Genomic DNA, 12,826 nt, shown 5'->3' with positions numbered 1-12,826 from the left:
TCTACTAGGTACAGCAGGTGGAGAAGTGCTACTAGGCAAACAAACATTTGTCAATTTTGCTTTAGGGACAAAAATAGGACTAAGCTATAAGGATATTAACCTAACAGCAAACCTAGGGGTAAGGTATGTGTTTTAGGGGCTTATTATTACACTAAAGCTTAGTAGATTCTAGCGATCATTAAGCGATGTTACAAATCTCTATGCTTATTTGGTGCTTTTGTTACTTTTTAGCTAGTTTTTTACTTTTGCTTGGGATTTTGGTAGAAAATGCTACGATTTACATCTCACCGCTTATTATAATGGCTAGAAATCTATAAAGGAGCAATAATGATCTTGATAATCAAGAATCTAGTTTGGGTGCTTGTAGCTGTGGTGGGGGCATTCTACTTTGGTATGCTAGCACTTAACACCGGTGAAGAAGTCAGCGCGACTTGGCTCGTGATAGCTTCTGTATGTATTTATATGATTGGTTATCGCTTTTATAGCAAATACATAGCAGAAAAAGTCTTCGAGCTTGATGACAATCGCGCGACACCCGCGCTTATCAATAATGATGGGAAAGACTTCGTCCCTACAAATAAAGTCGTGCTTTTTGGTCATCATTTCGCTGCGATTGCTGGAGCTGGTCCGCTTGTCGGTCCTATTCTCGCAGCGCAAATGGGTTACTTACCTAGTATGATCTGGCTACTTATAGGGGTTGTACTTGCTGGTGCAGTGCATGACTTTACCGTGCTTTTCATCTCTATGCGTAGAAATGGTCGCTCCCTAGGTGAGATTATCAAAGAAGAAATGGGCAAAGTGACTGGCACCATTGCGATGCTAGGGATATTTTTTATTATGCTTATTCTCGTGGCGATTTTGGCGATGGTTGTTGTCAATGCACTGGCTGATTCTCCCTGGGGACTTTTCACAATCGCTATGACTATCCCTATCGCTGTATTTATGGGGATCTATATGCGCTATTTGCGTCCCGGTCGTGTGGGTGAAGTTAGTGTAATTGGCTTTATCTTGCTTCTTGCTGCTCTTTACTATGGACAAGCTCTAACAGATCCTGCCCACCCTTGGCACAATGTATTTTTGTTAGAGAAAACTACCCTTTCACTTATCATTATAGGCTATGGTTTTATCGCTTCAATCTTGCCCGTGTGGTTGCTACTTGCCCCCAGAGATTACTTAAGCACATTTTTGAAAATCGGTGTAATCGTAGCAATGGCCATAGGGATACTACTTGTCAGTCCTACTTTGCAAATGCAAAAGGTTACTACATTTATCGATGGCACAGGACCGGTTTTTGCTGGCTCAATTTTCCCATTCCTATTTATCACTATTGCTTGTGGGGCTATAAGTGGATTCCACGGACTTATCTCTAGTGGCACGACTCCAAAAATGGTAGAGAAAGAAACTCACGCGCGTCCTATCGGCTATGGCTCTATGCTTATGGAGTCTTTTGTAGGTGTTATGGCTCTTATTGCTGCTTGTATTTTGGAGCCGGGGCTTTACTTTACGATAAATTCCCCACTTGCCCTACTTGATCCAGCAGCAGCAAGTGCTAGAAGCGCGGATATGGGGACAATTGAGCAAAGCGTGAAAGCGATTTTACAAAATGGCGGGTTTGTCTTACGATCTGAGATGCTTACAAATGGGCATTTTGTGGCAATGATAGAAGAGACTACAAAAGCTGTAGGCGAGCCAACACTAGTAGCTAAAACAGGTGGTGCACCGACATTCGCCGTGGGACTCACGCAAATTCTACACCAAATCGCTGGTGGACCAGAATCTATGGCATTTTGGTATCACTTCGCGATTTTATTTGAAGCACTCTTTATTTTGACAGCTGTTGATGCGGGGACTCGCTCTGGGCGATTCCTTATCCAAGATGTGCTAGGTAGTGTCTATAAACCTATAGCAAACACACAATCTGTTTTATGGGGTGTGGTAGCTTCTGCGATTTGTGTGGCTGGCTGGGGGTATCTACTCTATCAAGGTGTTATCGATCCACAAGGTGGGATATTCACACTATGGCCGCTCTTTGGCACGAGCAACCAAATGCTAGCAGGGATCGCGCTCCTACTTGGTACAGTCGTACTTTTCAAAATGGGAAAAGCTCGATACAGCTGGATCACTATTATCCCTGCGGCGTGGGTACTTCTAACGACACTTTATGCAGCAATTCAAAAGCTTCTCCCAGCAAATGGCGAACGCGTACATGATGCAGTAAGCCATGTAGCCACAGCACAAAATCAAGTCGCTTTAAAAGAAAAGGCTCTAAATTTCATCACCAAGCTTCAAGAAATGGGTGCTGATGCAAACACAATGCTTGAGGGTAAAACTCTTACAGAATGGCAAGCAGTCGTTAGCAAAGCTGACATACTTATCCATAACCACACTTTAGATGCAATTCTTTGTGCATTTTTTATATTCGTAACACTTGTGGTAATAGGTTCTTGTTTTAGAATCTGCTATCTCACAGCAATTGGTAAGGGAGAAAAATTCCCACTTAAAGAAGAACCCTATCAAGAAAGCAAGAATTTCTCTATATAAGCACATTAAGTTTGTATAGCCTCAAGGATCTTTAATGCAAGATATAACTCCAAAATCTTCACCCACGCAAGCTTGCGTGGGTGAAGCTAGATTCTACCCACCTATGCTAGTGAAAAAGGAGAGTACTTTTACTCGTGTGTGGAGCAGGGTGCGAATTTTATATAAGAGAAGTGATAGATTTTTTCACTTGCTTGTGGGGATGCCAAGCTATGATAAATATGTCGAGCATATGCGTACAAAACACCCTAATAGAGAAATAAAATCACAAAAAGAATTTTTCAAAGAAGCCCTTGAAGCTCGATATAACGGCGGAGTAAATCGCTGCTGTTAGAAAAATGGATAGGTAAGAATCTAAATTTACAACATCCCGCTCAATTGCGAGCGGAGATTATAGTCTTGACTCATAGCGTCTCAACATATAAAGTCGTTTAAGCATTTTCTTCTTAGCGTTTATCTTTTGTTTCTTGCGCTTTTCTGTTTTACTTTCAAAAAACCTTCTAGCGCGACACTCTGTAACGACTAGATTCCGGTCTGTTTGCTTTTTAAACTTTCTATACGCTTCATCGAAAGACTCGCTTTCTTTGACTTTTATGCCAGGCATTATGTATCACCTACTTTCGTTTGTTTTAGCCCTAAGGCGCGCGTATTCTATCACAATTTAAATTAGTTTTAAAAACACTTTTGATAGAATCCGCTTTCTACATTCACTTAAGGTATGCGTGCTCGTAGCTCAGCTGAATAGAGCAACAGGTTGCGGTCCTGTAGGTCGGGGGTTTGAATCCCTCCGAGCACACCATTTCACTGAATTTAGATTCTACTTCACTATAGGTTATAAAATGAGCTTTTATGCGAGTATATTTGCCCCCCCCCCAACAGATTCTACAAGCTTTAATTTTTAGCTCGCTCTTTGTATATCAACTTTTTGGACTAGATTCTACGAAGCCTGTTTTTACCACTTATGATAATAGCCTTGCTTTGGGTATTTATGCAGATTTTAATAAAAAGAGCTTTACCAATATCTATGCACTTGGATTCTACTATGCTCAACCTAATACATTCTTTCGTATCAATGGCAGAATCAGCCTTGAGTTAGAAGCATTTTTACCCATTAACTACCATATAAAGCGGCAAATCATCTTTGGAACAGCGCAAGATATTATCCTGCCGATATATAAATCCCTATACACAGGTGTTGGCATAGGGATTTATATACGATCAAATGAAGGAGATGATGGGAGAATCGGCAGTAGCTTTAGCTTTGGCGAGAGAATCTTTGTAGGATTTTACCACCGACTTACTCATAAAACTACTATATTTTATGAATGTATCATTAAGCACTATTCAAATGGAAATTTAGAGCGACCAAATATAGGATATAACTACCTTGGATTTAGTGCTGGTGTGGCGTTTTAATATTAAGATATTTAGAGCTTGGTAGATTTTGTTATAATTGTAGCTATTTCTATATCTTTAAGGGTTAGTATGCAAGCTGGGATTATAGGGCTAGGACTTATTGGCGGTAGTATGGGACTTGCCTTGCGAGAGAGCAAGATTTTTAAGAGAATTTTAGGATTTGATACAAGTGCCTTACACTCTAGGCAAGCTTTGTCGCTCGGGCTTGTCGATGAATGTGTAGAATTTGATCAAATACAAGAGTGTGATGTGATCTTTATCGCTACACCTTTAGATGGGATTATTACTACACTACAAAAGCTTACACCCCATTCACCCACAACCACAATCATCGACTTAGGTGGCGCAAAAAAGAAGATTCTAGACTCTATCCCTCAAGTTACTAGGAAAAACTTTATTGCAGCGCATCCTATGAGTGGGACAGAAAATTACGGACCAAATGCCGCAGAACAAGGACTTTTTCACAATAAAATTGTAATCCTAACAGACATTGAGCAAAGCGGAGAATACCAAATCGCTTTAGCAAAGCAGATTTTCATCGCCATTGGTATGAGAATTATCGTTATGTCCGCACTTGATCACGATAGACATGTAGCTTTTATTTCACATTTACCTCATATCATCTCCTTTGCATTAGCCAACGCTGTCCTAGCACAAGAAGAGCCTCAAAATATCTTAGCACTCATTGGTGGTGGGTTTAAGGGTATGAGTCGCCTTGCCAAAAGCTCGCCGATAATGTGGCGCGATGTTTTTAAACACAATAAACACAATCTTCTAGAAGCAATCAATCACTTTGAAAAAGAGATGCTTTATGCCAAAAAACTTGTCCAAGAAGATGAATGGGACGCACTCATAGAGTGGATGAAAAAGGCAAACACTCTGCATACATTCTTATGATTTGAGATTCTTTAACTGAACTCTCAAAGTACGCGCGTGGGTTATAGCTATGGCTATTGCATCTGTAATATCGAGTGGCTTTATATCTTGCTTAATCCCTAGAATCTGTCTCACCATAAAGGCAACTTGTGTCTTATCAGCTTTGGCTTTACCTGTGATAATCTTTTTCACTTGTAATGGTGTATATTCTGCAAAATTGCCTAACTCTTGTAAGATTTTTAAACTAATTGCTCCTCGCATTTGTGCAAGCTTTAAAACGCTCTGTGGATTATAAGCATAGAAAATCCCCTCCATTGCTACAGAATCTATCTTATGATTTTGTAATATTAAGTCAATCCCCTCAACAAACTCTAGAATCTGGCTTTGTAAATCTCTAGCTGTGATTTTGATAAACCCCGCTTCTATAAGTCGTAAGTTGGAAGTGGATTCTACTATGGCGTAGCCACAATTCCTACTACCAGGATCAATGCCCAAAATTTTCATATATCACTCATTTTATTTTTTTTACATATTGAGTCTGCTAAAATCTAATACCTATTTAAGATTATAAAAAGCTTAGCAGTAGTGTGCTATTCTAAACTTTACACACAGCACATTGCCATAGTACATCTTTACCTTAGTGCATTCAAATAGGGTGTAATTGTAAAAAAAATATGTAAAGATAAAAAGTTTTTCACATATTTTTCACATATTTTTCACATCTGTGAAAAACTTTTACTGCTATTTTAAGGAGTGGAAATGATTTGGGACGAAGTGCTAATAACACTAAAAGAGGAAATTTCTCAATATGAATTTGATGCTTATATCTCGCTGATGAAATACGATGAGAACGCCTCCAAAAGCAATTTAGCAGTATTTATTGTCCCAAATCCATATATAGAAAAGTGGATTAAAAGTAAATACATAGAAACTATTTCTCATACCTTTGAGATCCATACAAAAACCAAGACAGATATTAAGATTATCATCGCTAAAGATAAACAGAATGTGAAAAACTCTAGACAAAAAATACAAAAGTCCCAAGACCAAATCTTTCTCAACTCTCAGCAAACTTTTGATAACTTTGTCGAGGGCAATAGTAATAAATCCGCACTTATCATTGCAAAATCTGTCGCTAAACATCAAGCTAAGTCCTATAATCCAGTGCTTTTATATGGGCACACAGGACTTGGAAAAACACATTTACTCTGTGCCATAGGAAATACTGCCATCGAACACAACAAAAATGTTATTTATATTACCACTGAAGAATTTTTAAACGAATGGCAAAAACACTTACGACAGCACACTATGGACACTTTTAGAGATAAGTATAGAAACTGCGACTACCTGCTTATCGATGATGTGCAGTTCCTTGGTGGTAAAGGAGGTTTGCAAGAAGAGTTTTTTAACACTTTTGAAGCACTACACAAAACCCAAAAACAAATTGTAATGACAAGCGATAAACTCCCTAAGCAAATCCAAGGGCTAGAGGACAGACTCCGTTCAAGATTTGAAGGTGGGATGATGATGGAAATCCAACCTCCAGAAATTGAGACAAAAATCCGCATAATCGAACAAAAATGCCGAGATAATCAAATTGATATGGAAAAAGACATTATCAACTTTCTCGCTGAAAATATCAACGAAAATGTCCGACAAATCGAAAGTATTATCTTAAAACTAAGCTTCCATCACTCAATGACAAATCAACCCTTCAGTATCGCTATGGCAAAAAATGTGATAAAAGAAATCCAAAAAGAATCAAACGAAGAAATCAACCTAGAAAAAATCATAGAAACAATTGCCAAAGAGCTTAATATCAAACCAAGTGAAATAATCTCCAAATCCCGCAAACCTCAAATTGTCCAAGCTAGACATTTGGTCATATATTTTACAAGAATTCTCTCAAGCATAGATTCTATGAGTATGCTCGCACAAAAACTCAATATGAAAGACCATAGTGCGATTTCAAAAGCTTTCACTCAAATCACCAAAAAAATCGAGCAAGATAAAGATCTTAAATTACTCACACAAAATCTAAAAGCAAAAATCCTAAACGAAAAAAATCTCTAAATTTAGCTAGATTTTGCTAAAATATGGCTAATCAAGTGAATATCCCTAAAGCCATCTTGACGACCTGAATTTTTGTTTCTAGTGGTTATAGAGACGATTTTCACTTTTTCACAATCCCTACTATTACTACTAAAAACCTTTAGAAGGAGATAAAATGAAAATCACTTTAAACAAAAGCAACTTCGAAATCGTGCTAAGTAACTTCCAATCTTTCCTTGACAAAAAGGACTCTTCACAAATAACTTCACATATATATCTAGAAACTTTGGATAACAAGCTCTTACTAAAAGCCACAGATTATGAAATCTCTATCCAATCAAAAATCGACATTATCCAAAAAATCGAAGATGGTGTAGCTACAATAGAAGGGAAAAAAATACTCTCCATTATCAAGCCACTAGATGACGGAGAAATTACCTTAGAAACAAAAGATGTACAAATCTCCATCTACCAAGGAGATGATGACTTTAAACTTCCAACATTTAATGCTAAAGAATTCAACGATGCAACGAAATTTCCAGAAATTAGTGAATTAGACACAAAAATTAACCTAAACCCAATAGATTTCATAGAATCTATCAAAAAAGTAGCCGTAGCTACAGATGCGACGAAAGCAGACACTCTACGCGTAGAACTTACTGGAATTTTACTTGATGTGAAAGATTACCATTGTAATTTTGTAGGCACAGATACAAGAAGACTCGCAATTATTCGTCAAAATACTCAATCAGTAGGCACACAGCTTTCTATCATTATCCCTAGGCGTGCTATTATGGAAATTTCTAAACTTTTTTACGATGAGTTTGAAATCTATATTAACAAAAGGCAGGATAATGATCCTACAATGCTTTTCATCAAATCACAAAACTACACTTTTTCCACAAAACTTATAAGTGGAAAATATCCAGACTACGAAAAAATTATCCCAAGAGAGTTTAAAATCCAGTCCAAACTACCAAAAGAAGATGTCATAAAAGCTATTAAGAAAACAAACTCGCTTTCTACAAATGTTAAGATCACATTAGATTCTAGTGGCTTGATATTTGAAACAATGAATTCTGAAAGCTCAGAATCCGCAAAAACTCCAATAAAGATTGCACTTAATATTACAGAATCTATTACACTTGGTATGAATTCTCGTTATGTACTTGACTTCTTAGGTTTCGTTACAAACAATGAATTTGAAATTTTTATCAACGATAGCAATATGCCATTTATGTTAAAAGATGATAAATACTCTACAATTGTGATGCCTGTGTTATGCTAATAAAGGAATAAAATGCAAGAAAATAAAACACCATCTTATACCGGACAAAATATCAAAGTTTTAAAGGGACTTGAAGCTGTCCGGAAACGCCCAGGTATGTATATTGGTAGTACAAATATCAATGGTTTACACCATATGGTATATGAAGTCGTTGATAATTCTGTCGATGAAGCAATGGCTGGGTTTTGTAACCAAATTAGTATTACACTCACTCACGAAGGTAGTGCAATTATAGAAGATAATGGTAGGGGGATTCCAGTAGATATACATCCTACAGAAAATATCCCTACTGCCACAGTGGTACTTACTGTGCTACACGCTGGAGGAAAATTTGATAATGAGGTCTATAAAGCTTCTGGAGGTTTGCACGGAGTTGGAGTGTCTGTTGTTAATGCTCTATCTAAAAAGCTCATTATGACTATCCATAAAAATGGCAATATTTACCGCCAAGAATTTACCGCTGGGATTCCTACTTCAGAGCTAGAAATCATCGGTAAAACGAATAAAAATGGCACAATTATCGAATTTTTTCCTGATGATAGCATTATGGAAGTGACTGAATTTGATAAAGATATTTTAACACGTAGATTTAAAGAGATGGCATATCTAAACCAGAATCTAACTATTAATTTTATCGATGAAAGAAATGGTTTTAGAGAGTCTTATCACTTCGAAAATGGATTAATGCAATTTATCCAAGATATTAATAAACGCCCACCTATTGTTTCAACAATTTATTTCAAAGGCGCAGATCAAGAAACAGAAATGGAGATTGCACTTGTTTATAATGAGGGATTTGATGAAAATGTCTTAAGTTTTGTAAATAATATCCGCACACCAGATGGAGGAACACACGAAGCAGGCTTTAGAGCGGGACTTAGTCGTGTTATTATGAATTATATTGAAGCAAATGCAAATGCTCGTGAAAAAGATATAAAAGTAACAGGCGATGATGTGCGTGAGGGACTTATAGCAATTATTTCTACACGCATTATTGATCCACAGTTTGAAGGGCAAACTAAGGGTAAATTAGGAAGTTCTTTTATCAAGCCAATTATCCAAAAGCTTACAACAGAGCGATTAAGTAAGTATTTTGAAGAAAATCCAAATGATGCAAAAGCTATTATGCAAAAGGCATTACTAGCAGCAAGAGGGAGAGAAGCAGCAAAAAAGGCGCGCGAGCTCACAAGGAAAAAAGAAAATTTCTCTGTAGGGACATTGCCCGGAAAGCTTGCTGACTGCCAAAGTAAAGATCCAATAGAATCTGAAATATATCTTGTAGAAGGGGATTCTGCTGGTGGTTCTGCTAAACAGGCTAGAGATAGACTTTATCAAGCGATACTACCTTTACGAGGAAAGATTCTTAATGTCGAAAAATCACGGCTTGATAAAATTTTAAAAAGTGAAGAGATTAAAAATATGATAACAGCCTTTGGCTGCGGTATTGGAGAGGATTTTAATCTTGATCGATTACGCTATCATAAAATCATCATTATGACTGATGCTGATGTTGATGGTAGTCATATCCAAACACTACTTATGACATTTTTCTATCGCTATCTTAAACCACTTATTCAAAATGGACATATTTATATCGCCCAGCCACCACTTTATTGTTTGCAACTAAAAAAGAATAAAAATAAAGAGTTGTATCTCAAAGATGATAGAGCATTAAGTGAATTTCTTATAGAAAATGGGATAGAGAATTTCACATTTGAGGGCATTGGTGAAAAAGAATTAATCGAAATATTGAAAAAAATCGCACAATATCGCCTAATATTAAAAGAGCTTGAAAAACGCTATGCAATGGTTGATATTGTGCGATTTTTGATAGAGAATCCAAATGTTAGGGATCTTGATTTTGCTCAGATGTTTGCAGAGATTGAAAAATTCTTACCGACAATTGAGTGTAATATTTTAAACAAAACGATTACACAAGAGCTTCTTATACTCTATGTCCAAACTCCAACAGGACTTGCAGAAATCACTGTAGATGAAAGTCTTTTTGTCAATAATTTTTTTAAAGAAGCGTGTGAAATCTATGCAAAGATTCAAGAGAGAGATTTAGTATTTTTAGAGGGAAAAAATATCATAAAAGTCTTAGAAGAGATAGAAGAATCTACAAAAAAAAGCTATGATATGCAGCGATATAAAGGTCTAGGCGAAATGGACCCAGAACAACTACAAGAAACTACAATGATCCCAAGCAATCGCACACTTTTGCGTGTAACATTACCAGATGAAGAAGAAGCCGATAGGATTTTTACGCTTTTTATGGGTGATGAAGTAGAGCCTAGAAGAGAATATATCCAACTTCACGCAAAAGATGTTAAAAATCTTGATGTGTGATATAAACTAGATGTTTGAAAAAGATCGGTTGATTATTATCGATGGTGTGGAGATTCTCACGAGTAGCGTTGATTACTGGTATTTAGGTACTTTTGTCCTTATTATTGTCGCTAGTATATTTATTTATTTTTTGCCAAGTTTAATTGCGATATTTTCTCATCATAGAGATAGATTTTTAATCCTTATTACTAATGTATTTTTTGGTTGGAGTGTGCTTGGCTGGTTTATCGCTCTTATTTGGAGTTTTATACGCAGATAGTTATAATATTTCTATTCCCACCGGGCAGTGATCACTCCCTAAAATCTCAGGGTAAATACTAGCACTTTTTAATCTAGAATCTAAGATTTTAGAGCAGAGAAAATAATCAATTCGCCACCCTGTGTTATTTGCTCTAGCTTTGCCCATATAACTCCACCAAGTGTAAGCCCCTTCTTTATCAGGGTAAAAATGGCGGTAAGTATCTGTGAAGCCAGAATCTAATAGTGTGCTTATTTTCTCTCTTTCTTCATCGGTAAAGCCTGCGTTTCTGCGGTTTGTTTTTGGGTTTTTTAAATCAATCTCTTTATGCGCGACATTGAGATCACCGCAGACAATTACAGGTTTTTTAAATTCTAGGACTTTTAAAAACGCGCGAAAGTCATCTTCCCACTCCATTCTGTATTCTAGGCGTTCTAGCTCCCTTTTAGAATTTGGCGTATAGACATTGACAAGATAAAAATCGCTATATTCTGCGGTGATAATGCGCCCCTCTTTGTCGTGGTGGGCGATCCCCATATCATAGCCCACGCTTAAAGGCTCTTGCTTGCTAAAAATTGCCACACCAGAGTAGCCCTTCTTCTCTGCGCTGTTCCAATACTCATAATATCCGCTGAAGTCAAATTCTGCTTGATCTCTGTGCATTTTGGATTCTTGGATACAAAACACATCTGCATTTACAGCGTTAAAAAACTCCATAAAGCCCTTATTCATACACGCTCTTAGCCCATTGACATTCCAAGAAATCAATTTCAATAGCAAATCCTTAAGTAAAATATATAAATTATATGCTAAAAGTCCTTATTATTCCCATAATTTAAGCGGATTTTTAATCAAAGTAAGGCAGAATCCAAATTCACTTCATTTTGCCTATGGCTCGATAGCTCAGTCGGTAGAGCAGGAGACTGAAAATCTCCGTGTCGGTGGTTCGATTCCGCCTCGAGCCACCACTCTTCTTTTTAATCATTTACCTTTACTTTATATTATCTTTATAATAGACGCCATTTGTTTTTACATACGGTTGTTACAATAGATACTCATTATATTTCAAAGGAGTCTCTATGAAAAGGTTATTTTGTGTTATTTTAGCTTTAGGAATATTTGGTCTAGGCACTTTATCTGCGCAAACTTCCACACTAGAAGCAGATGAGACACACAAGCACTCTTTGGCTCACAAGAATCCGCACAAATTACTGCTCTTTCTGAAGAAGAAATGCAAGAAACACAAGGGGAGTTTTGGCTGACATCTTTGATTATATTTGGAATTACCTTGGGTCTTAATGCAATTTTTGACCAAGAATTTGGATTTGAAACATCAGGTGAAATGGATTTCTAATGATAAGAGTATTTCTACTTACTATTTTGCTCTGTAATTTTGCTTTGGCTTATAAGTGTCATTATGGAGTTCGCTGCCAAGATTCTCGTATAGGGCTTGGTGGCTACTATACACATTTAAACTCGCCGCGTGTTGGCACGCACAATGGTGGTGGGTTTCTCACTTTGCAAGAAGATTTATATTGGAGATGGTTCTATCTAGGTGGAGAGCTATCTGCTGGAGTTGGTGGCTCGTCAATGAGTGGCATAGCAAGTGCAAGTGGTAATTATGAAAGTATCAGCGATAGAAATTGGTTTGCTCTTGTTACGATCAATGCTGGGACTAATCTTGGCTCATTAGAGAAGCCTACATTTTTGTATATGTCATTTTCTACAGATTTATACGATGTAGGCTTTGAAAATAATCGTGGGAGATTTAGGGATTTTGGGCTTTTTCTTGGTGTAGGGGCATTTCATAGGATAATGATTACAGATAGACTTGCATTAGAGCTTAGAGCCAATATAGCTTGGAATGCCACACGCCGACTTGCTGGCTATGGCTATAATGTGAGATCTGATAAATTAGCTGGCGCGTTTGATGGCAGCTATAAAGCAGAGCTATCTCTAGGGATACTCTATCGTGGCAATGCTTACAATAGTGTAGAAGATCTAGGTGAAGTGCTTGCACAAAAATCAAGCTTTGAAATGCCAGATTTCTATGCCAAAATCAAAGG

13 protein-coding genes and 2 tRNA genes are annotated in these 12,826 nt (G+C 37.2%); 12 read left to right on the top strand and 3 right to left on the bottom strand.

The features are described 5' to 3' along the window. The first annotated feature begins 327 nt into the window (after positions 1-327). Positions 328-2,541, top strand: a complete 2,214-nt coding sequence (locus IKB69_RS07605; RefSeq protein ID WP_290947991.1) for a carbon starvation CstA family protein — start codon at positions 328-330, stop codon at positions 2,539-2,541. Between the two features lie 103 nt (positions 2,542-2,644). After that, a complete protein-coding gene (gene kcuS / locus IKB69_RS07600; protein WP_290947993.1) occupies positions 2,645-2,872 on the top strand; it encodes a KCU-star family selenoprotein in 228 nt (75 codons plus the stop codon). A 57-nt stretch (positions 2,873-2,929) separates the two neighbouring features. Here the strand turns inward: kcuS and rpsU are convergent, their stop codons facing one another. Next, positions 2,930-3,142, bottom strand: a complete 213-nt coding sequence (gene rpsU / locus IKB69_RS07595; RefSeq protein WP_290947989.1) for a 30S ribosomal protein S21 — start codon at positions 3,140-3,142, stop codon at positions 2,930-2,932. Between the two features lie 118 nt (positions 3,143-3,260). On the opposite strand from rpsU, the gene IKB69_RS07590 reads away from it, so the two are divergent. The 3 genes from IKB69_RS07590 (at position 3,261) to IKB69_RS07580 (ending at position 4,851) form a co-directional block, all read left to right on the top strand. Further along, positions 3,261-3,337 (top strand) — tRNA-Arg (locus IKB69_RS07590). Between the two features lie 50 nt (positions 3,338-3,387). Next, positions 3,388-3,954: an acyloxyacyl hydrolase gene (locus IKB69_RS07585; protein ID WP_290947987.1), complete on the top strand. Its 567-nt coding sequence runs from the start codon at positions 3,388-3,390 to the stop codon at positions 3,952-3,954. A gap of 69 nt (positions 3,955-4,023) precedes the next feature. Next, the gene (locus tag IKB69_RS07580; RefSeq protein WP_290947985.1) at positions 4,024-4,851 is read left to right on the top strand and encodes a prephenate dehydrogenase; all 828 of its coding nucleotides are present in this window, start codon (positions 4,024-4,026) and stop codon (positions 4,849-4,851) included. Here the strand turns inward: IKB69_RS07580 and ruvC are convergent. Then, positions 4,846-5,334: a crossover junction endodeoxyribonuclease RuvC gene (gene ruvC / locus IKB69_RS07575; protein ID WP_290947983.1), complete on the bottom strand. Its 489-nt coding sequence runs from the start codon at positions 5,332-5,334 to the stop codon at positions 4,846-4,848. The two genes, IKB69_RS07580 and ruvC, sit on opposite strands and share 6 nt — an antisense overlap. 255 nt (positions 5,335-5,589) lie before the next feature. Here ruvC and dnaA point away from each other — a divergent pair, with 255 nt between their 5' ends. From dnaA to IKB69_RS07555, 4 genes are all read left to right on the top strand, one after another. Continuing rightward, a complete protein-coding gene (dnaA, locus tag IKB69_RS07570; protein ID WP_290947981.1) occupies positions 5,590-6,906 on the top strand; it encodes a chromosomal replication initiator protein DnaA in 1,317 nt (438 codons plus the stop codon). A gap of 154 nt (positions 6,907-7,060) precedes the next feature. Continuing rightward, positions 7,061-8,173 carry a DNA polymerase III subunit beta gene (gene dnaN, locus IKB69_RS07565; RefSeq protein WP_290947978.1) on the top strand — a complete coding sequence of 371 codons (1,113 nt, stop codon included), beginning with the start codon at positions 7,061-7,063 and terminating at the stop codon, positions 8,171-8,173. Between the two features lie 12 nt (positions 8,174-8,185). Beyond that, positions 8,186-10,522 carry a DNA topoisomerase (ATP-hydrolyzing) subunit B gene (gyrB, locus tag IKB69_RS07560; protein ID WP_290947976.1) on the top strand — a complete coding sequence of 779 codons (2,337 nt, stop codon included), beginning with the start codon at positions 8,186-8,188 and terminating at the stop codon, positions 10,520-10,522. 10 nt (positions 10,523-10,532) lie between these two features. Continuing rightward, positions 10,533-10,781 (top strand): superinfection immunity protein, encoded by a 249-nt coding sequence (locus IKB69_RS07555; protein WP_290947974.1) that lies wholly within the window; start codon positions 10,533-10,535, stop codon positions 10,779-10,781. Here IKB69_RS07555 and IKB69_RS07550 read toward each other — a convergent pair whose 3' ends face one another. After that, on the bottom strand, positions 10,782-11,534 hold the full coding sequence (locus IKB69_RS07550) for an exodeoxyribonuclease III (protein WP_290947972.1): 753 nt from the start codon (positions 11,532-11,534) through the stop codon (positions 10,782-10,784). Positions 11,535-11,652: 118 nt separating this feature from the next. Here IKB69_RS07550 and IKB69_RS07545 point away from each other — a divergent pair. From IKB69_RS07545 to IKB69_RS07535, 3 genes are all read left to right on the top strand, one after another. Further along, a tRNA-Phe gene (locus IKB69_RS07545) sits at positions 11,653-11,728 on the top strand. Positions 11,729-11,839: 111 nt separating this feature from the next. Beyond that, a complete protein-coding gene (locus IKB69_RS07540) occupies positions 11,840-12,022 on the top strand; it encodes a hypothetical protein (protein ID WP_290947969.1) in 183 nt (60 codons plus the stop codon). A 91-nt stretch (positions 12,023-12,113) separates the two neighbouring features. Beyond that, a partial coding sequence (locus tag IKB69_RS07535) for a hypothetical protein (protein WP_290947967.1) occupies positions 12,114-12,826 on the top strand: 713 nt, incomplete at its 3' end.

It is taken from the genome of Helicobacter sp. (assembly GCF_017502485.1).
Lineage (GTDB): Bacteria > Campylobacterota > Campylobacteria > Campylobacterales > Helicobacteraceae > Helicobacter_B.
Note: the sequence above shows the minus strand (reverse complement) of the source record. Positions and strands in the feature narration are given on the sequence as shown.